Origin of the sequence: Phaeobacter sp. NW0010-22 (genome assembly GCF_040365955.1) — a bacterium.
Classification (GTDB): domain Bacteria; phylum Pseudomonadota; class Alphaproteobacteria; order Rhodobacterales; family Rhodobacteraceae; genus OMPR01.
Window position 1 is genome coordinate 165,966 of sequence record NZ_BAABWT010000009.1, and the last position, 21,109, is coordinate 187,074.

Annotated in this window: 24 protein-coding genes; 13 read left to right on the forward strand and 11 right to left on the reverse strand. The window is 55.0% G+C overall.

Annotation, left to right across the window (positions count from 1 at the left end):
* Positions 1–28: 28 nt before the first annotated feature.
* Positions 29–1,048: a ribose-phosphate pyrophosphokinase gene (locus ABWV33_RS18750; protein WP_113822559.1), complete on the reverse strand. Its 1,020-nt coding sequence runs from the start codon at positions 1,046–1,048 to the stop codon at positions 29–31.
* Between the two features lie 108 nt (positions 1,049–1,156).
* Between ABWV33_RS18750 and ABWV33_RS18755 the strand changes: the two genes are divergently transcribed.
* Together ABWV33_RS18755 and ABWV33_RS18760 are read left to right on the forward strand one after the other, a co-directional pair.
* Positions 1,157–1,759, forward strand: coding sequence for a 2-hydroxychromene-2-carboxylate isomerase (locus ABWV33_RS18755; RefSeq protein ID WP_353332973.1), 603 nt, complete (start codon positions 1,157–1,159; stop codon positions 1,757–1,759).
* Positions 1,756–2,568, forward strand: coding sequence for an alpha/beta fold hydrolase (locus ABWV33_RS18760; RefSeq protein ID WP_353332975.1), 813 nt, complete (start codon positions 1,756–1,758; stop codon positions 2,566–2,568). Before ABWV33_RS18755 ends, ABWV33_RS18760 begins: the two co-directional genes overlap by 4 nt.
* A gap of 55 nt (positions 2,569–2,623) precedes the next feature.
* On the opposite strand, the gene ABWV33_RS18765 is transcribed toward ABWV33_RS18760, so the two are convergent.
* The 6 genes from ABWV33_RS18765 to ABWV33_RS18790 form a co-directional block, all read right to left on the reverse strand.
* Positions 2,624–3,661: a threonine aldolase family protein gene (locus ABWV33_RS18765; protein ID WP_353332977.1), complete on the reverse strand. Its 1,038-nt coding sequence runs from the start codon at positions 3,659–3,661 to the stop codon at positions 2,624–2,626.
* The gene (locus tag ABWV33_RS18770) at positions 3,661–4,131 is read right to left on the reverse strand and encodes a YcgN family cysteine cluster protein (protein WP_353332979.1); all 471 of its coding nucleotides are present in this window, start codon (positions 4,129–4,131) and stop codon (positions 3,661–3,663) included. Before ABWV33_RS18770 ends, ABWV33_RS18765 begins: the two co-directional genes overlap by 1 nt.
* Positions 4,128–5,060, reverse strand: a complete 933-nt coding sequence (locus tag ABWV33_RS18775) for a bifunctional riboflavin kinase/FAD synthetase (protein ID WP_113822564.1) — start codon at positions 5,058–5,060, stop codon at positions 4,128–4,130. The genes ABWV33_RS18770 and ABWV33_RS18775 overlap by 4 nt, the downstream gene beginning before the upstream one ends.
* Positions 5,061–5,108: 48 nt before the next feature.
* On the reverse strand, positions 5,109–5,552 hold the full coding sequence (locus tag ABWV33_RS18780; protein ID WP_113822565.1) for a MaoC family dehydratase: 444 nt from the start codon (positions 5,550–5,552) through the stop codon (positions 5,109–5,111).
* A 101-nt stretch (positions 5,553–5,653) separates the two neighbouring features.
* Positions 5,654–6,529, reverse strand: coding sequence for a TIGR01459 family HAD-type hydrolase (locus ABWV33_RS18785; protein ID WP_121999287.1), 876 nt, complete (start codon positions 6,527–6,529; stop codon positions 5,654–5,656).
* Between the two features lie 680 nt (positions 6,530–7,209).
* Positions 7,210–8,130, reverse strand: coding sequence for a manganese-dependent inorganic pyrophosphatase (locus tag ABWV33_RS18790; RefSeq protein ID WP_353332982.1), 921 nt, complete (start codon positions 8,128–8,130; stop codon positions 7,210–7,212).
* Between the two features lie 109 nt (positions 8,131–8,239).
* Here ABWV33_RS18790 and ABWV33_RS18795 point away from each other — a divergent pair, with 109 nt between their 5' ends.
* From ABWV33_RS18795 to ABWV33_RS18825, 7 genes are all read left to right on the forward strand, one after another.
* Entirely contained in the window at positions 8,240–8,911 is a 672-nt protein-coding gene (locus ABWV33_RS18795) for a DUF2161 domain-containing phosphodiesterase (RefSeq protein WP_353332984.1), read from the forward strand.
* Positions 8,912–9,061: 150 nt separating this feature from the next.
* Entirely contained in the window at positions 9,062–9,349 is a 288-nt protein-coding gene (locus ABWV33_RS18800) for a co-chaperone GroES (RefSeq protein ID WP_113822569.1), read from the forward strand.
* A 52-nt stretch (positions 9,350–9,401) separates the two neighbouring features.
* Positions 9,402–11,051 (forward strand): chaperonin GroEL, encoded by a 1,650-nt coding sequence (gene groL / locus ABWV33_RS18805; protein ID WP_113822570.1) that lies wholly within the window; start codon positions 9,402–9,404, stop codon positions 11,049–11,051.
* A gap of 180 nt (positions 11,052–11,231) precedes the next feature.
* Complete coding sequence (locus ABWV33_RS18810) at positions 11,232–11,810, forward strand: GNAT family N-acetyltransferase (protein ID WP_353332986.1); 579 nt, start codon at positions 11,232–11,234, stop codon at positions 11,808–11,810.
* 52 nt (positions 11,811–11,862) lie between these two features.
* The gene (locus ABWV33_RS18815) at positions 11,863–12,702 is read left to right on the forward strand and encodes a DMT family transporter (protein ID WP_353332988.1); all 840 of its coding nucleotides are present in this window, start codon (positions 11,863–11,865) and stop codon (positions 12,700–12,702) included.
* A 39-nt stretch (positions 12,703–12,741) separates the two neighbouring features.
* Complete coding sequence (locus ABWV33_RS18820) at positions 12,742–13,512, forward strand: alpha/beta fold hydrolase (RefSeq protein ID WP_164622151.1); 771 nt, start codon at positions 12,742–12,744, stop codon at positions 13,510–13,512.
* On the forward strand, positions 13,509–14,660 hold the full coding sequence (locus tag ABWV33_RS18825; RefSeq protein WP_353332990.1) for an alpha-D-ribose 1-methylphosphonate 5-triphosphate diphosphatase: 1,152 nt from the start codon (positions 13,509–13,511) through the stop codon (positions 14,658–14,660). Before ABWV33_RS18820 ends, ABWV33_RS18825 begins: the two co-directional genes overlap by 4 nt.
* 91 nt (positions 14,661–14,751) lie before the next feature.
* On the opposite strand, the gene ABWV33_RS18830 is transcribed toward ABWV33_RS18825, so the two are convergent.
* The 3 genes from ABWV33_RS18830 to ABWV33_RS18840 form a co-directional block, all read right to left on the reverse strand.
* On the reverse strand, positions 14,752–15,825 hold the full coding sequence (locus ABWV33_RS18830; RefSeq protein WP_113822575.1) for a 5-(carboxyamino)imidazole ribonucleotide synthase: 1,074 nt from the start codon (positions 15,823–15,825) through the stop codon (positions 14,752–14,754).
* Positions 15,818–16,306: a 5-(carboxyamino)imidazole ribonucleotide mutase gene (gene purE / locus ABWV33_RS18835; protein ID WP_113822576.1), complete on the reverse strand. Its 489-nt coding sequence runs from the start codon at positions 16,304–16,306 to the stop codon at positions 15,818–15,820. Before purE ends, ABWV33_RS18830 begins: the two co-directional genes overlap by 8 nt.
* Before the next feature lie 78 nt (positions 16,307–16,384).
* Positions 16,385–16,609 carry a YdcH family protein gene (locus tag ABWV33_RS18840; protein WP_113822669.1) on the reverse strand — a complete coding sequence of 75 codons (225 nt, stop codon included), beginning with the start codon at positions 16,607–16,609 and terminating at the stop codon, positions 16,385–16,387.
* Positions 16,610–16,774: 165 nt separating this feature from the next.
* On the opposite strand from ABWV33_RS18840, the gene ABWV33_RS18845 reads away from it, so the two are divergent.
* From ABWV33_RS18845 to ABWV33_RS18860, 4 genes are all read left to right on the forward strand, one after another.
* Positions 16,775–17,188: an Hsp20 family protein gene (locus tag ABWV33_RS18845; protein ID WP_174217219.1), complete on the forward strand. Its 414-nt coding sequence runs from the start codon at positions 16,775–16,777 to the stop codon at positions 17,186–17,188.
* Between the two features lie 4 nt (positions 17,189–17,192).
* A complete protein-coding gene (locus ABWV33_RS18850; protein ID WP_113822577.1) occupies positions 17,193–17,417 on the forward strand; it encodes a DUF1150 family protein in 225 nt (74 codons plus the stop codon).
* Between the two features lie 168 nt (positions 17,418–17,585).
* A complete protein-coding gene (locus ABWV33_RS18855; protein ID WP_353333094.1) occupies positions 17,586–18,476 on the forward strand; it encodes a PhzF family phenazine biosynthesis protein in 891 nt (296 codons plus the stop codon).
* Positions 18,473–19,342, forward strand: coding sequence for a hypothetical protein (locus tag ABWV33_RS18860; RefSeq protein ID WP_353332993.1), 870 nt, complete (start codon positions 18,473–18,475; stop codon positions 19,340–19,342). Before ABWV33_RS18855 ends, ABWV33_RS18860 begins: the two co-directional genes overlap by 4 nt.
* Before the next feature lie 69 nt (positions 19,343–19,411).
* Here ABWV33_RS18860 and ABWV33_RS18865 read toward each other — a convergent pair whose 3' ends face one another.
* Positions 19,412–21,091, reverse strand: a complete 1,680-nt coding sequence (locus ABWV33_RS18865) for an adenylate/guanylate cyclase domain-containing protein (protein ID WP_353332995.1) — start codon at positions 21,089–21,091, stop codon at positions 19,412–19,414.
* Between the last annotated feature and the right edge of the window lie 18 nt (positions 21,092–21,109).

Consider the following 21,109-nt stretch of genomic DNA (forward strand, 5'->3'; position numbering starts at 1 on the left):
CTTTGATTTTACTGAATGCCCTGACTGATCAGTCCATATGGTACAGCGACTCGTAGATCGGTGTCAGTGTCTTGTCCTCGAACAAGGATGAGACAGACGTCCCGTTCCAGATGTTCAAGATTGCTTGGGTAAAGATCGGGGCCGTTGGGACGATCCGGATGTTTGGTGCATCCAGTATTGCCTGAGTGGGCTGGATCGAATCTGTGATGACCAGTGACTTCATAACCGAATTGGTTACACGCTCGACCGCTGGGCCGCTCATGACGCCGTGCGAGATGTAGGAGTGTACCTCTTTGGCGCCATTGTCCAACAACACCTGAGCCGCCTTGCACAGCGTGCCAGCGGTGTCGCACATGTCATCCACGATCAGACAGGTTTTACCGGAAACGTCCCCGATAACGGTCATCTCGGCAACTTCACCCGGCTTTTCGCGACGTTTATCAACGATCGAAAGCGGTGCGTTGATGCGTTTGGCGAGTTCACGTGCACGGGCCACGCCACCAACGTCTGGCGAAACCACCATCAACTCATCCATGCGGTCCTTGAACTGGTGCTTAACGTCCAGCGCAAAAATGGGTGACGCATAAAGGTTGTCCACCGGAATATCGAAAAAGCCCTGAATCTGAGCAGCGTGCAGGTCGAGTGTCAGAACCCGTTCAATGCCTGCTTCAACCATCATGTTGGCAACCAGCTTCGCCGTGATAGGCGTGCGGGCTTTGGTGCGGCGATCCTGGCGGGCATAGCCGAAGTATGGGATCACGGCGGTAATCCGCTGGGCCGAAGAGCGACGCAGCGCATCACAGATGATCAGCAGTTCCATCAGGTTATCATTGGCCGGGTTCGACGTCGGCTGGATGACGAACATGTCCTCACCGCGCACGTTTTCGAAAACTTCGACAAAGATTTCACCGTCGTTGAAACGCTCTACACGCGCATCGACCAGTCCTTGGTCGACACCTCGGTACAGGCTCATGCGGCGTGCAATGGATTCGGCCAAAGGAAGGTTGGCGTTCCCAGAGATGAGTTTGGGTTCGTTAAGTGTCGGCATGAGCTGAATATCCCCAGGCAGCAAAGGCTATGTGACAGATTCGTGATGTTGACACCGCTTAGCATGGGCTTAGCTTCGCGCATAGGTAACGCTACGGAGAAAGTGAATATGGCCCAAATTGACTACTATTTTGCGACACTGTCGCCCTATGCCTATCTGGCTGGGGACGGTTTGGAAGAAATTGCTGCCAAACATGGTGCAACGATCAACTATAAACCGATGGACATCCTTTCTTTGTTTGGTCGAACCGGAGGGATTTCCCCCAAAGACCGGCATCCGTCGCGGATTGAATATCGCGCCCAGGATTTGATGCGACGCTCGGCAAATCTGGAAATGGACTTCAATCTGAAACCAGCACATTGGCCAACCAATGCGGCACCGTCGTCATATGCGATCATTGCGGCCTCCAAAGCCGGGGGCGGGGATGTCGGCAAATTGTGCCGCTTGATCTTGCGCGCCTGCTGGGCTGAAGAAAAAGACATCGCCGAGGATGACGTCGTGCGCGCATGTCTACAGGGCGCTGGTTTTGATCCTGCCTTGGCCGACAGTGGTCTGCTTGTTGGGGCTGATACCTACGCTGCCAATCTCGAAGCGGCCGTTGAAAACGGTGTCTTTGGTGCACCGTTTTATGTCACCGAAGATGGGCAACGGTTCTGGGGGCAAGACAGGTTGGCTGACTTGGACAAGCATCTGGAGACGCTGAAAGCATGAAGGATCTGGCCTCTTTGCCGCAACCGGTTCACGTTCGCCAATTGGGAAGTGGACCGCGTCAAGTTCTGGCCATCCACTGTACCATCGCCCATTCTGGCGCGTGGAAGGGGGTGGCGGGGCGCTTGGACAAAGAGGCCACCTTTACCGCCTTTGATATGCTGTCTCATGGGCAAAGCCCGGATTGGGACGGGCAGGGGGGCTATCAAGACAGAAACGTTGAAGCGGCGGCTATGCTGCTTCAACAACCTATGGACCTGATTGGGCACTCCTTTGGGGCAACAGTGGCCCTGCGGCTGGCTGTTGAATACCCGGAACTGGTTCGAAGCCTTACTCTGATCGAGCCGGTTTTCTTTGCAGTTGCTGATCAGGAGGCACCTGACCTGGTGTCTCAATTGCGCAAAGATGCAAAGCCATTTGCGGATGCAATCGCTGCGGGTGACCATGCGCTGGGGGCGCGCCTTTTCAACCGCATGTGGAGCTCATCGGGAAGTCCGCGGTGGCCAGATATGCCAGAGGCCACGCGTGCCGCGATGACACGCAGCATCCATGTGGTCCCGGCCTGTGACGCGAGCCTTTATGACGATCAGGCAGGGTTACTGAGCCCTGGTATTTTGGAGCGCGCGACAATGCCCTGTTTGTTGCTACGTGGGACGGAAACACAACCCGTTATACATATGATCAACGAAGGGCTGGCACAGCGCTTACCCAATGCGCAGTCACAGCCGGTTTCCGGTGCTGGGCATATGCTCCCGATCTCGCATCCGGGAACAACGGCGTCTCTGCTGCGGGATTTTTGGTCAAGATCTTAACTTGGGCAGTGTCCGGAACAGCCATGCTGTAGCAGGACACCATTGGCCAACAAAGTTAGCTAAGCAATGACAGGAACTGGCCAATTTGCGCGTTTGTGATCGACCAGTCGCAAACCAGACGGCACGCCAACATTTCTTCAGGGTCGTCGCCCTCTAGCTCTGCACCCCACAGATGGTACACCGCCCCAGCAGCATGCAGGTCTTTGTGCTGGGCGCGCGGAAAACTGGCAAAGATCATGTTGGCCTGTGGATCATGCAGGAACGATGCACCTGCCGCGCGCAACCCCTCTGCCAGCCGAGCACAGTTGGCGTTGGCTTGACGCGCACTGGTCAGCCACAGATCATCGCGCAGATACGCATCCATTTGCGCAGACAAGTACCGGTGTTTTGAAAACAAATGCGCGCCGCGCTTGCGCCGCAGCTCAAATTCCCAAGCTCGCGTTTCATCAAAGAAGATGACCGCTTCGACACCCATCAACCCGTTCTTTGTGCCGCCAAAACTGACCGTATCTACCCCGGCTTTCCACGTCATTTCTGCGGGCGTGCATCCCAAAGCGACCATAGCATTGGTAAACCGGGCACCATCCAGATGGACGGGAAGGTCGAACTCCTTGGCGACCTTGCACAGAGCCTGTAGCTCATCCAGAGAATAAACTGTGCCACGTTCAGTGACCTGTGTGACCGAAACTGGCCCGCGTTGTGGGCCATGTACGCCACGGGTTTCTTCGCCTGCGATTGACTGGCGCAGCGCAGCTGGCGTCATCTTGTCACCACCGGGAACCAACGTCAGCTTGGCCCCGCTATAGAATTCGGGAGCGTTGCATTCGTCTTCGTGGATATGGGCGACAGGCGAGCAAAAGATGGTCTGCCAAGGTTCTGACAAAGTGGCGAGTGCCAGCGAATTTGCGGCGGTGCCCGTTGCAACCAGATAAACCGCCGCTCCGGGGGCTTCGAACAGGGCGCGGATCTTGTCGCGCACATCATTCATCAGAGCATCAGCGCCATAGGCCATCTGGTAGCCTTGGTTTGCCTCTGCCAATGCCTCCAGTACCTGTGGGTGGACGGGTCCTGAATTGTCAGAGGCAAAATACATCAGATTGGTTCCTCGATTATGTGGTCTTCCCACTCTTCCTCGGGCGTTTCAAATTCCGATACAGTCCACCCTTGGACTGAAATTCCGGCCTTGTGCACGCTATCAGGGTCACCTGATATCAACGGATGCCAATCGTAAAGGGGTTTTCCTTTCCAAAGCAGCCGATAGGCACAGGTTTGCGGCATCCAATACGCATGGGTATCCAGATTATCGGGCTTGAGCACGATGCATTCAGGTACAAACTGATGTCGGATCGGGTATTGCGCGCAATGACAGCTGGAATCATCCAGCAGACGGCAGGCAACGCGTGTCAATGCGACCTCGCCTGTCTCCTCATCTTCCAATTTGTTCAGGCAACATTTACCGCAGCCATCACAGAGGGCTTCCCATTCCTTTTGGGACAGGTCCTTGAGGGGCTTCTTTTCCCAGAAACGTTTTTTAAGACCATCGCGGTCGATTGGATCGGTCATAACGCGCCTAGAATCTCACGGGCACGGGCGCAATCGTTATCCATCTGAGCAATAAGTGCCTCAAGCCCGTCGAACTTTTGTTCAGGGCGTAGATAGTCCACGAGGCCAATAGACAAGGTCGCCCCATAGAGGTCGCCAGAAAAGTCGAACAAGAAAGTTTCTAGATTGGGACGGTTTTCGCCAAACATTGGACGCACACCCATCGAAGCCGCGCCGTGATAGCTGCCCTGATGGGGGCCATCAAGAACATCAACCAAAACAGCATAAACGCCAAACGCGGGCTGGTGCAGGCCGTCGATGGACATGTTTGCGGTGGGGAATCCCAATTCACGACCACGTTGCTCGCCACCAATTACTTCGCTTTCGATGCGATGCCAGTGGCCCAACATGCGCGCGGCATCCCGTGGGCGTCCTTCGGCCAGGGCCTTACGAATGGCTGTGGATGACACGATATCCTCCGATTGCTCCAAAAGCGGGGCGATGGTGACACCAAACCCCATTTCCTGACCAAAATTTGCCAGATCAGTGGCGTTCCCTGTACGTCCCTGGCCAAAACAGAAATCCGCACCAACGATAACGTGCGTCAGCCCCAATCCGTCAGCAACGACGTTCTGAGCAAATTCGCGCGGGCTGAGGTTGGCCAGAGTTGCGTTGAAATTCAGCTCGTACAGCTTTTCGATTCCCAGTTTCTCAAGCCGGTGCGCGCGGGCAGAGCCCCGCATCAAACGAAAAGATGGGGCGGCTGGAGCAAAGAATTCACGCGGATGGGGCTCAAAAGTCAGAACACCCAAAGGCGCGTCTGGGGCGGCTTGCCGGGCGAGTTCAATCACCGATTGATGACCCAGATGGACGCCGTCAAAATTGCCAATCGCGGCGCAAGCACCGCGATCTTGAGGTTCAACAAACTGATAGTCCCGGATGATGCGCATAGGCGTTGCCTAGCGTTCTCAGGCGGGACGTGCAAGCACTGCGTTGGGTCAGTCGAACTTACGCGAGGGGGCAAGAACCATCGCTTCGCCAATCAGGACCTTTTTCCCATCAACAGAGCAGTGGCAATCCAGTTTCACACGGCGTTTGCCGACTTCGATGTCAACGACTTTGACCTCGGCATACACCATGTCGCCCGGGCGAACCGGTGCTAGGAACTTCAGCGACTGGCCCATGTATACGGTGCCATGGCCCGGTAGTTGTTCCCCAATCACGGCCGAGATCAGCCCCGCAGTCAGCATCCCGTGGGCAATACGGCCCTGAAAGATGGTGTCGCGTGCATATTCATCGTCCAGATGCACCGGATTGCGGTCCGTGGACACCTGAGCAAACATCTCGATGTCTTCATCGGTCACCACTTTGCGCAGGTACCGGGTCATGCCCATTTCGATGTCTTCAATGCAGATCGTTCCGCGGGGCAGATTGTCCAACATAGTGTCCTCTTTTCTGTCTGGCTGGGTAATTATCAGTCACACCCTGCCGGTATGAGGCAACTTTATTACTTTGCAGGTGCAGAAAATCAAGCACTTTTTTCTTACCGCAACAGGCCAATCGAATAGGTGGGGTTCGATTTTTCCTTTGTCAGGTAGTCAGTTAACGCTTCTGGGTCAGGTTGATGGCCAGTTTTTGTTTCTGATGCAGCCAGCCCCCCTGTGATGAAAAGGGAATCGATTCCTTCGCCCATGGCCCCCGCAATGTCCGTAATCACGCCATCTCCGATCGCAAGAATCTCGGAATCGGGGATATCCTTGCCCAAGGATGCAAGCCTACGGCGGGCCAAATCATAGATCGGCGGATGGGGTTTCCCAAAATACAGGCTCTCTCCGCCCATCTCTGTATAAAGACCTGCCAAGGCACCTGCGCACCATTCCCGCACCTCGCCACGGTCCACAACAATGTCAGGGTTCGCGCAGAGCAATTTCATGCCCTTGGTTTTGGCGTACAGGAAATCTGCCCGGTTCACGTCTGGATCAGCCATCGGGTCGTTGGGACCGCAGCAAACGATGCCCTCAGCGTCCTGCAAGGCGACACGTTCGATTTCGACTGGGTTCTCCAGCAGGCTGAGAGGTTCAAAGAACCCAGCATCGCGCTGCCATTCCCCCATGAAATAGACTTTGTTTCCAACTGCACCCCGAAACATTGCCGAGCGCGCAGAATCGCCTGAGGTGGCGATGATGTCATAGGCGTCATCCGGCACATTGAATTGGCTCAGTTGCGTGGCAACACCTGCGCGTGGTTTGGGGGAGTTGGTCACCAACACCACCGTGCCGCCCTTGGCGCGATACTCTTGCAAGGCAGCAACCGCTGACGGATACGCTGTGACCCCATTGTGGACACAGCCCCAAAGATCAACAAACAAGGCCTGATAGCGGTCAGAGATCTCGGAGAGGGCAGTAACGATCTGGGTCATGGCGAACCTTGGGGCAAAAGGGTGATTGTTGCTCGCGTGTATGGCCTAAAATTGTAACAGTTACCATGCTTGGCAATGCTGCAAGCGCTCATAAGAAATTGTATTCCACAGCTTTCAGAAAAACAAAAAACCGCCCCGATCCAAGGACGGGGGCGGTGCTTAACTGTCTGGTGGGGTATCACGCGCGGCACCGTCGTTGTGTTTGCTCGATTGAGATCACAGTAAGATTTGGGCGCGTTCCCCTTTTGCCGAAAATCAGCTCGCCTTTTTCAGGGCTTTTTTGGCTTTCTTCAGCTTGCTCTGCTGGCGTTCTACTTTGCCTTCGCGCGATTTGACTTCTTTTTTAAGTTCTTTCAGCTTCTTGTCTTTGGCCATGATAGGTCCCCTTGTTCAATTCTTAAAACTACCACCTCAGCTTAAGATGCTCCCGAAAATCGGCAAACACCAATAGCTTGAGCCGATCTGGTTCACTAAAGTGTCAGATCAGAGTGTGTAGTGTTCAGCATCAGCTGAATGAGATTTTGTTACTACATTGTATTGCTGTTGTATATACATTTTTTCAAGATGTATCAGAAATAGAAAAACGCCAAGATCGCACGACCCCTGTTAAGCGCGCAGCGCGCAAAAAAGGGCACCTCATAAATGAGATGCCCTTGTTCAGTTAGAAATGGTGTTTTCTATCAGACTTTGAGATTCGGGATGATCTGCTTTTTGCGGCTCATGATGCCGGGCAGGACAACCGCGTCCCCGTCGACCGAGGCGCCAAAGCTTTTCTCAGCTACACCTTTAACCAGGTCGTTGGGCACCAGCAGGGTCGCTTCTTCGTTCAGGATGTCGACGACAAACAGCAACACCTGATCAACACCGTCTTCGGTCGCGACTGATGTCATGGTTTCCATCAGGGATGCTTTGCGATCCAGCACAACGCCCGGCGCTGTGGTTTCCAGAACGGACACACGAAACTTGGTGTCGTCGACTGCGTATTCCTTAGAATCCATCCGCAACAGTTCAGCGTCGCTAAACGAGGAGACGTCGGATTTCGCAGCGAACATGTCAGCCGCATAGGCCGCGATGTCGATTCCCAAGTCCGCGGCGAGTTTTTCGGCAACGGCGCGATCATGGTCAGTCGTGGTCGGCGAGCGGAATTCCAATGTGTCAGACAGGATGCAGGTCAGGGCAGCACCTTTGATCGCGTCAGGCATTTTGGCAGCATCTTCACCCATCAGGTCAATCATGATGGTGGCGGTGCAGGCCAATTGACGGATAGTGATGTGGATCGGGCCCTTGGTTTTCAGACCGCCCACCAGCGCATGGTGATCAATGATGGCCTGAATATCAGCGCCGTTGATGTTGTCGGGCAATTCAGCAGGGTTATTGGTGTCAACGATGATACAGGGCTGACCGTCGGCGATATCAGTAATGATGGTCGGTTTTTCCAAGTTCCAACGTTCCAGCATGAACGCGGCTTCGGTGTTAGGCTCGCCCAACAGAACGGGCGTTGCTGGAACACCTTTCACTTCGTTCAGATACCAGGCCCAGACGATAGGGGAGCCGGTGGAATCGGTGTCAGGGGATTTGTGGCCAAAAACTTGGGTGTTCATGTCAGCGTCCTGCGTTCATACAATTTTGCGCGCGTTATACGGGCGGGGGCATGGCTTGTCACGATGCGCGTTGGTGGCAAATAGACGCGAGGGCCCATAAGGTGAGCGGATGAATCGTGAGCAAGATCTTTATCCCCCGATCAAGGCGTACCTTGAAACGCAAGGCTATGTCGTCAAAGGCGAAGTTGGGGCGGCCGACGTCGTGGCGTGCCGGGACGCAGAGCCCCCGGTTATTGTTGAGTTGAAACTCCGCTTTTCTCTATCCCTGTATCATCAAGCCATCGAACGACTGAAGGTAACAGAGACCGTGTACATTGGCGTGCCCAAGCCCACAGGGCGGAGCGCGCGGCGCATGCTAAAAGAGAATTTGCTGATGTGTCGGCGTTTAGGGGTGGGGCTAATCACGGTCCGGCCAGATGAGGTTGTTGAAGTTCAGTGCGATCCTGGTCTTTATGCACCCCGTAGATCCAAACAGAAAACAAAGCGACTGCTGCGCGAATTTGAGCGTTTGCAAGGGGATCCGAACGCGGGCGGGGCGACCCGGCATGGGATCGTTACCGCCTATAGGCAAGATGCCCTTCGTTGCGCCGCCTATTTGGCTGAAAATGGCCCATCCAAAGGGGCGGAGGTCGCCAAAGCCGCTGGGGTTCCCAAGGCGACCGGACTTATGCGCATTAATCACTATGGTTGGTTTGAAAAGGTCGATACCGGTGTCTATATGCTCAGCAAAGCAGGCTCCGAAGGCTTGAAGCATTGGGCTTACAGCTGGGACCAAAAATAGGTTCATTTTTCTGATCCTACCTGTTGACTCGGTGAAAATCAGTGCCTAGCTATGCTTCCGTTAGCACTCAGGACAGTTGAGTGATAATGATCTCGCCAAGGGAGTGCGAGATGAGGAATAATAACCTTTGAGCCTTAAGGAGCTGCAAAGATGGCATTGAAACCGCTTCATGACCGCGTGCTGGTTCGTCGCACAGAAAGCGACGAGAAAACTGCTGGCGGATTGATTATCCCCGAAAGCGCAAAAGAAAAGCCAGCTGAAGGCGTTATCGTCGCTGCAGGCGCAGGTGCTCGTGACGACAAGGGTGGCCGTATCGCTCTGGACGTTGCCGAAGGCGACAAAGTGCTGTTCGGCAAATGGTCCGGCACCGAAGTTTCCGTCAACGGCGAAGAGCTGCTGATGATGAAAGAATCCGACATCATGGGGATCATCGAGTAAGCCATCCGGCTTCTCTGACCCTCTTTTAAGACTTCTCAAGGAGAAATAGAACATGGCTGCTAAGGACGTCAAATTCGACACCGATGCCCGCAATCGTATGCTGGCTGGCGTAAATATTCTGGCTGACGCTGTCAAAGTAACCCTGGGCCCCAAAGGCCGTAACGTGGTTCTGGACAAGTCGTTCGGCGCACCGCGCATCACCAAAGATGGTGTATCTGTTGCCAAAGAGATCGAACTGGAAGACAAGTTCGAAAACATGGGCGCACAGATGGTGAAAGAAGTTGCTTCGCGTACCAACGACGAAGCAGGCGACGGCACCACCACTGCAACCGTTCTGGCACAAGCGATTGTTCGCGAAGGTCTGAAGCAGGTTGCTGCTGGTCTGAACCCAATGGACCTGAAGCGCGGCATCGACCTGGCAACTGCCACTGTTGTTGCGAACATCAAAGACGCTGCACGCGAAGTCAAAGACTCTGCCGAAGTTGCTCAGGTTGGCACCATCTCCGCCAACGGCGAAGCAGCAATCGGTCAGCAGATCGCAGACGCGATGCAGAAAGTTGGTAACGAAGGCGTTATCACTGTCGAAGAGAACAAAGGCCTGGAAACAGAGACCGATGTTGTTGAAGGCATGCAGTTCGACCGCGGTTACCTGTCCCCTTACTTCGTAACCAACGCAGACAAAATGATCGCGGATCTGGACGACTGCATGATCTTGCTGCACGAGAAAAAACTCTCGTCGCTGCAGTCGATGGTTCCACTGCTCGAGCAGGTGATCCAGTCGCAGAAGCCTCTGCTGATCATTGCTGAAGATGTTGAAGGCGAAGCGCTGGCAACTCTGGTTGTGAACAAACTGCGCGGCGGCCTGAAAATCGCAGCTGTCAAAGCACCTGGTTTCGGCGATCGCCGCAAAGCCATGTTGCAGGACATCGCGATCCTGACCGGTGGTCAAGTGATCTCCGAAGATCTGGGCATGAAGCTCGAGTCCGTCACCATGGACATGCTGGGCACAGCCAAGAAAATCGAAATCACCAAAGACGAAACAACCATCGTTGACGGTGCTGGCGAAAAAGCCGAGATCGAAGCCCGTGTTGGCCAGATCCGCGCTCAGATCGAAGAAACTTCTTCCGACTACGACCGTGAAAAGCTGCAAGAGCGCGTTGCCAAATTGGCTGGCGGTGTTGCTGTTATCCGCGTTGGCGGCATGACCGAAGTAGAAGTTAAAGAGCGCAAAGACCGCGTTGACGATGCACTGAACGCGACCCGCGCTGCGGTTCAAGAAGGTGTTATCGTTGGTGGTGGTGTTGCTCTGGTTCAGGCCGGTAAAGCTCTGGAAACTCTGGAAGGTGCAAACTCTGACCAGAACGCTGGTATCGTCATCGTACGTAAAGCAATCGAAGCGCCTCTGCGTCAGATCGCTGAAAACGCTGGTGTTGACGGTGCGGTTGTTGCTGGCAAAGTTCGCGAAAGCAACGACGCGGCATTTGGCTTCAACGCACAGACCGAAGAATATGGCGACATGTTCTCCTTCGGTGTGATTGACCCGGCCAAAGTGGTTCGTACCGCTCTGGAAGACGCGGCATCGGTTGCTGGTCTGCTGATCACCACCGAAGCCATGGTTGCTGACAAGCCTGCCAAAGACGGCGCGGCTGCTGGCGGCATGCCCGACATGGGCGGCATGGGCGGCATGGGCGGCATGATGTAATCACAGGTCCTTTGGACTTGTGAGGCCCACAGGCAGTCTTCCTTTTGGAAGGCCTGCTAGGCGGGCCAAGCATCACCATCCAACCGGATGATTTTAGGGGCTGCCTTTTGGGCGGCCCCTTTTCTGTTGTCCCGATCTTGAAGACGCTCATATTGAAAAACAGAGTTGGGGGAGGGCAACATGGGTGTTGGACCAGACACAATGCGCGTCGTGACCGAAGATCAGTTTGATGAGGTGGGCGCATTATTGTGCGCAGCCTTCCCAACGGACTCCGAGGCACGTCTTGTGCGCAGGCTGCGCGCGGACGACGATATGCTTCATGAGTTTCAAACCCCATGGGCGGGAAAGATCGGTGGCTACTTTGCCCTTAGTCGGATGCAGGCGCCTTACGGTTGGGCGTGTTTGGCGCCAATGGCGGTAAGGCCCGAGTGGCAGGATGGCAAGCTTGCCGAGAACAACCCTAACATGACAGTTAGAGGGTCACAGGACGAAACCTACCGTAGGCCGTGGCGCATCGGAACAAGGATGCTGCAGCACCTGCAGGTTTTGTACGAAATCCCCTCTGAAATGTACAAAGCACGATTGCCAGAGACCGTGGTGGTTTTGGGAAACCCTGCATTCTACGGTCGATGGGGATTCGACAAGACCCGGGCGCAGCATTTAATCTCCCCCTATCCGTTGGAGCACACGCTCATCCTCCGACGCGGCGATGACATCCCCAGTGAAACGCTCATCTACCCAAAGGCGTTTTCAGATTAAGCTGACGTTGTTTTGAGTGTTCGTGCTGGCCGGAACAGGCTAAGGCAAATGAATGCGCTTGTTTCTTCTGACCGCCCTTACGATGTCAGCCTTTGCTGCGAATTCAATTTTGAACCGGCTTGCCGTCGGAGCCGGGTTTAGCGATCCGGGCAGTTTTGCTGTTATTCGGGTGCTATCCGGGGCTGTCACGCTGGCGGTTCTGGTGCTGATCCAGCGAAAGTCGCTCCCTCTTTTTGTGCCGCGCCGATGGATTGGGGCAGGGACGCTCAGCCTCTATATGGTTGGATTTTCAATGGCCTACCTGACCTTGGATGCGGGCTTGGGTGCCTTGATCTTGTTTGGCGTCGTGCAAATGACGATGTTTGGGGTGAGTGCGCTGTCAGCACTGCCGCCGGCACGCCAATGGCTTGGGGCTTTGGTTGCATTTGGTGGGCTGGCTGTCGTTTTGTGGCCGACAGGCACCGTGCAGGTCGATTTGACCGGGGCGCTCCTGATGGGACTCGCAGGGCTTGGATGGGGCTTTTACACGCTGGCCGGACGTTCTGAACCGGATGCGTTGGCGGGAACCGGGGCAAACTTTGTGCTCGCCCTGCCGATCACTGCCGGGGCCATCTGGATCATCGGTCCTGATTTCGTGACCACCCCAGAAGGGGTTGGTCTGGCGATCCTGTCGGGGGCAGTGACATCGGGAATGGGATATGCCCTTTGGTATCGGGTGGTGCCACAGTTGGCTTCGTCAGTCGCTGCGACGGTTCAATTGAGCGTACCGATAATTGCTTTGTTTGCAGGCGTTTTGATGCTTGGCGAAGCTGCAGGTACTCGCTTGCTTGTTGGGGCGATCCTGGTCGTTGGCGGAATTGCGCTGGCTGTTTTCAAACCACGCGCGATCTGAACCTTTTCTCGCGTCAGAATTCCAAGTATCTCGTGCCCCATGCGTTGTATTGCCTTTCTGTTGCTGCTTTTTCCTACCTCTGCGTTAGCGGATTGTGTGGTGTTGCTCCATGGATTGGCGCGCAGCGAGACCTCTTTTGCTGTCATGGAAGAATTGCTTGAGCTGCGGGACTATGATGTGGTTCGGCCGGGGTACCCATCGACGGATATGCCCATTCCCGAACTTGTGGCCCAGACTTTGCCTGCCGCTGTGCAAGCGTGCGGTGATCAGACGGTCCATTTCGTTGCCCATTCGATGGGAGGGATTTTGATCCGGTATTGGCTACGTGGTGGCGTACCGGATCAGGTGGGGCGTGTTGTGATGCTGGGACCGCCCAATCAGGGCAGCGAAATCGTAGACCGTTTTGGAGATCTCGAGGCCTTTGGTTTGCTGAATGGCCCGGCTGGATTGTCTCTTGGCACGGGACCCAACAGCCTGCCACGTCGATTGCCACCTGTAAATTTTGAACTGGGTGTGATTGCGGGGGATAACTCGCTAAATCCACTCTTTTCTACAATCCTTCCGGGACCGGATGACGGCAAAGTTTCGGTGCAATCGACCAAGGTTGAAGGCATGGCGGATCATATCGTTTTACCGGTGACGCATACCTTTATGATGAATAACCCGAGGGTGATCGCACAGGTCGTGCACTTCATCGAGTTCGGCCGTTTTAACGCTGACATTTCGTGGGTGGATTCTGTGCTGGGAACAATTGATGACATGTGCCTGGGGGAGGAATGCGATCAGGTGCACAAGGAGATCACAGAATGACGGCTTTGGATCTAACCTTGGTTGGGGCGCAGGTTCTGACTGAGACGGATGGCCTGCGGTCAACTGATCTTTCGATTGCGGGTGGATGCGTTGTTGACGCGCGGGCGGCGAAAGTTGTGGATCTAAGCGGTTTTATCGTTTTGCCCGGGATCGTGGATTTGCATGGCGATGGATTTGAGCGCCACCTTGCACCGCGTCGAGGTGCGATGAAGCAGATGAATGAGGGTGTTCTTGCAGCCGAAGCAGAGCTGGCAGCGAACGGTATCACAACAGCAGTTATGGCCCAATTCCATAGCTGGGAGGGCGGGCTGCGCGCGCCGGAGTATGCGGCACAAGTGTTCAAAGCCATTCAAACTGTGCAGGGTGATGTCGTTACAGATCTGATCCCGCAACTCCGGTTTGAGACGCATATGTTGGATGACTATGCCGGATTGGTCGAACGGATCAGGGATTGGGGTGTCCAGTACTTGGTTTTTAACGACCACTTGCCACACGCCAAACTGGCCGCAGGGAAAAAACCGCCCCGGCTGACCGGGCAAGCGCTAAAAGCGGGGCGTAACCCTGAGAAACATCTTGAGATGATGCAGGAGATGCACCGGCGCAGCCCTGAGGTTCCGCAGGCGTTGGATCAATTGTGTGCGGCTTTGGCTGAACAGGGCGTGCTGATGGGCAGCCACGATGACCAGAGCGCCGAAGGCCGCGCAATTTGGCGGGCGAGAGGTGTTTGGTTGTCAGAATTCCCTGAAACCATCGAAGCCGCCGAAGCCGCCCGATCCGGAGGCGACCCCATTGTGTTGGGGGCGCCGAATGTGGTGCGCGGGGGATCGCACAACGGCAATGTCAGCGCGGCAGAACTGATTGCGATGGGGCTGTGTGATGCTTTGGCCTCAGATTATCATTACCCGAGCCCGCGCAGGGCGGCGTTGATGTTGGCAAAAACTGGCGTTCTTGATTTTGCTGACGCTTGGGCATTGGTGTCGAGCGGCCCGGCGGCTGTGTTGGGATTAATGGATCGAGGGACACTTAAAGTTGGCGCACGTGCGGATTTGGTCGTGCTCGAACAAGGCACACACCGGGTTGCGGGTGCTTTTTCCGGTGGGCGCATCAGTTATCTAAATGGAGATTTGGCTGCGCGGCTGATTGGCTAGCGCAGAGAGGCACGAGCGGTGCTGCTCAAGCCCCAAGAGGGGCCATCGCAGCACCGCGCAAAGCCCCGGATGGGGCCTTGCTGCGCCTGTATCAGCTGGTGCGTTGTATGGTGTTGAAATGGCCCATTTTGCGACCGGGCTTGGTTTCCGCCTTGCCATACAGGTGGATCGCCGTATCGCTTTGTTTGATCAGATCATCCAGCCGATCCATGTCGTGACCGATCAGGTTTTCCATCACAATGTCGCTATGGCGCTGACCGTCACCCAGAGGCCAGCCAGCGATGGCGCGGATATGCTGTTCGAACTGATCGACGGCGCAGCCGTTTTGTGTCCAATGACCCGAATTGTGGACGCGCGGGGCGATTTCGTTAACGATCAACCCCTTTGGCGTCACAAACAACTCGACGCCCATTACCCCTACATAATCCAACGCATTGAGGATCTTACCCGCCAACAGGATGGCATCCATACGTTGGGACCCTGTCAATCGTGCGGGCAGGGTGGTGGTATGCAAAATGCCGTCACGGTGTATATTTTCACCCGGATCGTAGCATGAGACCTCACCCGTAATGCCACGCGCGGCAATGACGGATACCTCGTGAGAAAATTCGATGAACCCTTCGAGGATCGAAGGTGCACCGGCCATGTCGGCAAGGGCTGAACCTGCGTCTTCGGTCGATTTTAGGCGGGCCTGACCTTTGCCATCATAGCCAAACCGCCGGGTTTTCAGGATGGACGGAGCACCGATTGTTTCTAACGCGGCCTCGAGGTCGCTTTGGGTTACGATATCGGCATAGGGCGCAGTTTGAAGACCAAGGTCTTGTAGAAAGCCTTTTTCGGTCAGGCGATCCTGACTGACGCGCAAAGCCTCGCGGCCTGGGCGGATAGGGCAATGAGCCTCTATGACATCCAGTGCGGCAGTTGGGATATTTTCAAATTCATAGGTCACAACGTCGACGGATTGCGCAAACGTCTGAAGCGCAGCGGCATCATCATAGCTGGCCATCGTGACCTGATCTGCGACGTGCCCGGCTGGTGGGTTGGCGCCGGGCTCAAAGATATGTGTCACAAAGCCAAGCCGAGAGGCCGCAACAGACAACATCCGGCCAAGCTGACCACCGCCAAGAATGCCGATGGTGGCCCCGGGTTTTAAGACATCAGTCATCCTGAGGCTCCTCTGGGATTGATGCGGACAGGGCCTCGCGCCAATCATCAAGCCGCTGCGCCAAATCTGAATCTTGCAGAGCAAGGATGCCAGCCGCCATCAGGCCCGCATTTGCGGCGCCTGCCGCCCCGATGGCCATTGTTGCAACCGGAAAGCCCTTGGGCATCTGCACGATGGAGTAAAGGGAATCAACACCAGACAGTGCACGGGTCTGAACCGGCACACCAACAACGGGCACACGGGTTTTAGAGGCCATCATACCTGGCAAGTGGGCCGCGCCACCCGCACCGGCGATAATGACGTGCAAACCACGATCTGCGGCAGTTTTGCCGTACTCCCACAACCGATCGGGTGTCCGGTGGGCGGAAACGATGCGGGTTTCATATGCAATACCTAGTTCATCCAGAATTTCGGCAGCACCCTTCATGGTGGGCCAATCTGACTGGCTTCCCATGATAATTCCAACTCGTGTCTCGGCCATATTCAAGCGCCCTTTTGTCGAAAGAGCGCGCACTATAGCCAATTCATCCTGCGTGGCAATGAGCCGGGGCCAAATGCCTCAAGCTATGATGTCAGGGGTCAAGCGGTCTTCGATCCGAGTGATCAGATCTTTCAAGCGCAGTTTTTGCATCTTGAGACGCTTGAGGGTCAGTTGATCACTGGTCCCTCGTTCGGAAAGGGCTTGAATCGCCTCATCCAGATCGCGGTGCTGGCGGCGAAACACCTCTAGCTCGACCCGGAGAACGTCGTTGGTTTTCATCGAAAGATCAGTGGGGGCATTCATGGGGGCGACTCGAATTTTGTTGGTCTTGTTGAGCATAGGATACGCCTTCACCTTGTTTTCGCCTAGACCTTGTGAATTGTAGTTTTTCTTCCCATATTCAGAGATGTGCGATTGCCTCGTTAGGGATCGTGCGCCCCGTCGCTTTGACATAAAAGGACGATAGACGTGTCGAAACTCACTTTGGGTTCATACCCACATATGCTTGGATTTGAGCAACTGGAGCGCTTGTTGGAGCGGTCAGCGAAATCAGGCAACGAAGGGTATCCGCCCTATAACATCGAACAAACATCCGATTATTCGTACCGCATCACATTGGCAGTTGCAGGATTTGCTGAACAAGATCTGGCGATCACAGTCGAAGATCGCCAACTCGTGATACGGGGGCGTCAACGCGATGACAGCGAGGGGCGCGTGTTTTTGCACCGCGGCATTGCTGCCCGCCAATTCCAGCGCATGTTTGTTTTGGCTGATGGGGTCGAAGTGGGTGACGCGGTCATGGAAAATGGCCTGTTACACGTCGACCTGACGCAATCGCGTCCGGAAACTGTGGTGCAAACCATCAATATAAAGAAAGGGTAAATCGATGCAGACTCCTCAGAACTTTGATGAAGAAATCGGTCGGCTGGTCTATGTAAAGACCGTTGATGTTGCTGACCTGCCCGACCAAGTGCGCGAAGAAGCAGGCGAGTTGGAACAACTCTATGCCGTGCACGACGAAAAGGGTCAGCAATTGGCTCTGGTTGCGGATCGCAATATGGCGTTCGTACTTGCACGCGAACACGACTATTCGCCAGTCGCTGTGCACTGACCTCAGACTGACGGTTTTGGAAAATGGTATGTGGGCCTCGGTTGGAAAACCGGGGCTTTTTTGCTGGGGCGTGGGCTGGCTGTTTCTGGGTGATTATGGCAGTTTAACAGGTGGATAACATGCGCCACAAAGCTCTGCCAATTGCGGGAGAGGACCATGGAGGTAACAATGCACTGGTTTGATTTTGATTGGGTCGATGCTTTTACTGACCGCCCCTTTGGGGGGAACGGCTGTGCGGTGGTGCATGGGGGGGCACATCTGTCAGTCGCGACCTGCACGGCCTATGTGCGTGAAACCTCCTTGGTCGAGTGTACCTTTACCGGACCATCAGAGATCGCAGATATCAAAGTGCGCTACTTTCTGGCCAGCCGAGAGATCCCGTTTGCTGGGCATCCGACGATTGCCACTGTCGCCGCCATGCGGTCGCGCGGTTTGATTGAAGGTCAGTCGCTGACATTGGAAACAGGCGCAGGGCTGGTTCACATCCGGTTGGATGGCGACAATATTGAAATGACACAGATCGCCCCGGAATTTGGTGCTTTGGTGCCTGCTGATCTGGTGGCTGAGGTAATCAGCCTACCGAAAGACGCCATTATTTCCCCGCCTCAAGTTGTTTCTACAGGGCTGCCGTTCTGTATTACGGTCCTCAAGGATCAAGACGCACTTAAATCGGCGAAGCTGGATACCAACGCGCTGCGCATGATGTTGGCGGATCAGGGTTATGCTGGAACCGATATGATGGAACCTTTCTTAGTCACGCTGAGCGGATCGACAGAGCAAGGGGATACCTCGGCCAGATTGTTGTTGGCCCCACCCAGCCCGCCAGAAGACCCATTCACAGGATCAGCCACCGGCGCGATGGCAGCTTATCTGTGGCATTATGGGTTGATGGAGAAAGACAGTTTCATTGCCGAACAAGGGCACGGCATGGGGCGTCCCGGGCAAGCGCAAGTCACACGTGTCGGACCGTCAGAGGCAATGACAGGTATTCGTGTTGCGGGTCAGGGGTTTGTATTGATGCGTGGTCAGGTGGCTTTAGCAAACGAGAGTGCCGAATGAGCCAGAAACCCGCAATTGCCGTGCTGCCGTACGGGACCCATCTGGGGGCAAATTTGGCAGCGGTTTCCTTGGATGCGCTGACATGGCCTGAGGGGTGCCCCGAGCGATTGTTGGGCAAGACTGTGGCCGATTTCCTGCCAAGTGATCACCTGTTGGTCTTTCCAAAGACGGACGTGCATTTTCGCCTGAAATTCGGGACCCGTGCTCAAATTTCGCTGATTTTGGGTGAACCGTCTGAAATCAGTGTGAAACATCTCACCATGCTGCGCTTGACCCATCGACGGTTCTTCAAGGTTCTAACCTTTAATGAAACGTTGCTCTCTCGCATTCCAAACGGAGTTTTCTTTCCGTTCGGGTCAACCTGGGTTCCGGGGTGGCGAGAATTTCACTACACCAAAGATAAATCGTGCTCATTGATTGCTTCGGCTAAGCGGGACAGCACGGGGCATAAATTGCGTCATGCGGTTGTTGATTGGGTGCGTCAGGGGGCCCAAGATGTTGATGTCATGGGGCGGGGGTATTTGCCATTTGATCACAAGGCTGACGGTCTTGGTCCGTATCGGTACTCGGTAGTGATCGAGAACGTACAAGAGCCGAACTATTTCTCAGAAAAGTTGGTGGATACGATCTTGTGTTATACAGTTCCGATTTATTGGGGTTGCCCCAATTTGGACCGATTTTTCGATCCAGACGGGATTATTCAATGTCAGTCCGAAGCTGACATTCGCCAAGCGGTTCAGAATGCATCAGAGGTGGATTACAGCGCCCGGCTGCCCAAAATTCAAGCTTTGCAATCCCAAATGGCAGATTTCGGCGACATTGAAGGGCGTGCGGTAAAGGCTTTGCGCGCCTGCCTGAAAGAGTAAGGGGGGGCGGTGACCGTGCCGCGCTAATTTAGTGAGGGGTGCGGAACCACTGGCGCGATTCCAGATGCGTTACATCTTTGCTTTGTTGAGATCGTCAATCAGGCGCGTGCCGCTGGGGCAAGGCAGAGCAAAAATTGGCTCTGAGACACCTCTCAATGTGAATTCCTGCAACGGCAAGTCGTCATCAATGAGCTGCGCGGCCTCTAGCACCTGAGCTGAGACAAGCAGCTCAACCCCGAGACGCTTGGTTTCGCTTTCCAATCGGCTTGCGGCATTGACGGTATCCCCAATCAGGGTGCGCGGGGCGTTCCCTGCAGCGCCAATCTCTCCGAGTACGAGATTGCCCAAGTGGAGCCCCATGCCAATCTTCACGGGCTGGCTGCCTTCGCTTTCAAGTGTTTTATTGAACTGGACCAGAGCGTTGCTAATTGCTGCAGTGGCTTGCAGCCCGGCTTTGGCTGAACTCTCTGCGTCGCGGGTTTCAAACACCGCGAGCAGCCCGTCGCCCAAATATTTGTCAACTTCGCCACCGGCTTTGATGATTTGCGGGACGATCGCGTCGAAAAAGCGGTTCAGCAGGAATACCACGTCATAAGGCAGCTGGCCCGTTGTGCGCGCTGTGAAACCGCGCATGTCCAGAAACAAAATGGCCAGCTGACGTTCTTGCCCCTGGCTGGCATGGGCCCGGTGGCGCCCACCTTCGGGGCGAAAGACACGAAACACGGTTGCCGGGTGTGTTGGGCGGATCTGACAAGCCAGCCGGGTGTCCGGCCCGGCATTCACGGCACGCAAGCTGCGCAATTCCGCATCGGACGGGGGATGCAGCAAATCAATGCCATGCTCAACTTGAACGCGGCACGTTGTACATCGACCCCGCCCGCCGCAAAGGGCCGTGTGGGGAATGCCGTTGGCCTGCGAAATCTCCAGCAAAGTCATTCCCTTTTCAGAGGTAACCTCGGGGCCATCCACATATCGGATCCGGATTGATTTTCGACGACGCAGGAGTTTGCGAACCCCGTATGTGAAAAGGGTTAAGAACAACAATGCCCAGAACAGGCGCGTGGACTGGGTTGTGGTTTCAAAGAGCGCCTGAAACGTCTCTGAAGAGGGCCAGTTATACTGCTCCATCAGGGGCGCGCGTTGTTCGGGGTCAATAAAGATCGAGAACATGCGCCGCCCTTCGGTCAAAACGCCGGCAAGTCCAAAAGCAGGCACTAAAACTGCCAACCCGATGAGATAGGGAAAAGCGGTGCGCCACCACGTGGTCAAGCGGAGCCAGAAATGCAAACCGATGCAGCCATGCACCCAAACCACCAGCATGAGCAGGCTTTGTTTCCAGATTGAGTCATTGGGCCACATCAGAATGATAAGGTAGCTAAGCTCGTCATTGACGCCGAAAACTTCGTGGGCGTATCGGGTCTGAACCAAATGGGCGAGTAACTGAAGCGGGATGATCAGCCCTAATGTAACCTGCAGGATTTCGCTGAAGGGCATGCGAAGGTTGCGCCGGTTGGCGAGTTTTGCCAAGGCCAATCCGGCGTGCACACTCAGTGAGGCGTACAAGACCGTGCTCATGATCGGATTGCGAACAACGGCTGTCATCCCGTCCTGCATTTGGTCCATCAATGCGGGTGAAAGAAGCCCAAGCCCGATGTTGATGAAGTGGAAAAATGCATAGGTGAACAGGACCAACCCCGAGATGATCCTAGCACGGGTTTGCCAATTGCCTCGCCACAAAACGCTGCTCAACGGTTCCTCCGGTTGCGT

Bases quoted from the DNA above. Each gene is read 5' to 3' on its own strand.
- ABWV33_RS18760 (WP_353332975.1), top strand. From the start codon at position 1,756: ATGAAGGATCTGGCCTCTTTGCCGCAACCGGTTCACGTTCGCCAATTG.
- ABWV33_RS18860 (WP_353332993.1), top strand. From the start codon at position 18,473: ATGAGCCAGAAACCCGCAATTGCCGTGCTGCCGTACGGGACCCATCTG.
- ABWV33_RS18795 (WP_353332984.1), top strand. From the start codon at position 8,240: ATGAATCGTGAGCAAGATCTTTATCCCCCGATCAAGGCGTACCTTGAA.
- ABWV33_RS18815 (WP_353332988.1), top strand. From the start codon at position 11,863: ATGCGCTTGTTTCTTCTGACCGCCCTTACGATGTCAGCCTTTGCTGCG.
- ABWV33_RS18790 (WP_353332982.1), bottom strand. From the start codon at position 8,130: ATGAACACCCAAGTTTTTGGCCACAAATCCCCTGACACCGATTCCACC.
- ABWV33_RS18755 (WP_353332973.1), top strand. From the start codon at position 1,157: ATGGCCCAAATTGACTACTATTTTGCGACACTGTCGCCCTATGCCTAT.
- ABWV33_RS18750 (WP_113822559.1), bottom strand. From the start codon at position 1,048: ATGCCGACACTTAACGAACCCAAACTCATCTCTGGGAACGCCAACCTT.
- ABWV33_RS18825 (WP_353332990.1), top strand. From the start codon at position 13,509: ATGACGGCTTTGGATCTAACCTTGGTTGGGGCGCAGGTTCTGACTGAG.
- groL (WP_113822570.1), top strand. From the start codon at position 9,402: ATGGCTGCTAAGGACGTCAAATTCGACACCGATGCCCGCAATCGTATG.
- ABWV33_RS18820 (WP_164622151.1), top strand. From the start codon at position 12,742: ATGCGTTGTATTGCCTTTCTGTTGCTGCTTTTTCCTACCTCTGCGTTA.
- ABWV33_RS18810 (WP_353332986.1), top strand. From the start codon at position 11,232: ATGGGTGTTGGACCAGACACAATGCGCGTCGTGACCGAAGATCAGTTT.
- ABWV33_RS18830 (WP_113822575.1), bottom strand. From the start codon at position 15,825: ATGACTGATGTCTTAAAACCCGGGGCCACCATCGGCATTCTTGGCGGT.
- purE (WP_113822576.1), bottom strand. From the start codon at position 16,306: ATGGCCGAGACACGAGTTGGAATTATCATGGGAAGCCAGTCAGATTGG.
- ABWV33_RS18780 (WP_113822565.1), bottom strand. From the start codon at position 5,552: ATGTTGGACAATCTGCCCCGCGGAACGATCTGCATTGAAGACATCGAA.
- ABWV33_RS18775 (WP_113822564.1), bottom strand. From the start codon at position 5,060: ATGCGCATCATCCGGGACTATCAGTTTGTTGAACCTCAAGATCGCGGT.
- ABWV33_RS18840 (WP_113822669.1), bottom strand. From the start codon at position 16,609: ATGAATGCCCCCACTGATCTTTCGATGAAAACCAACGACGTTCTCCGG.
- ABWV33_RS18785 (WP_121999287.1), bottom strand. From the start codon at position 6,529: ATGACCCAGATCGTTACTGCCCTCTCCGAGATCTCTGACCGCTATCAG.
- ABWV33_RS18850 (WP_113822577.1), top strand. From the start codon at position 17,193: ATGCAGACTCCTCAGAACTTTGATGAAGAAATCGGTCGGCTGGTCTAT.
- ABWV33_RS18800 (WP_113822569.1), top strand. From the start codon at position 9,062: ATGGCATTGAAACCGCTTCATGACCGCGTGCTGGTTCGTCGCACAGAA.
- ABWV33_RS18855 (WP_353333094.1), top strand. From the start codon at position 17,586: ATGCACTGGTTTGATTTTGATTGGGTCGATGCTTTTACTGACCGCCCC.
- ABWV33_RS18765 (WP_353332977.1), bottom strand. From the start codon at position 3,661: ATGTATTTTGCCTCTGACAATTCAGGACCCGTCCACCCACAGGTACTG.
- ABWV33_RS18770 (WP_353332979.1), bottom strand. From the start codon at position 4,131: ATGACCGATCCAATCGACCGCGATGGTCTTAAAAAACGTTTCTGGGAA.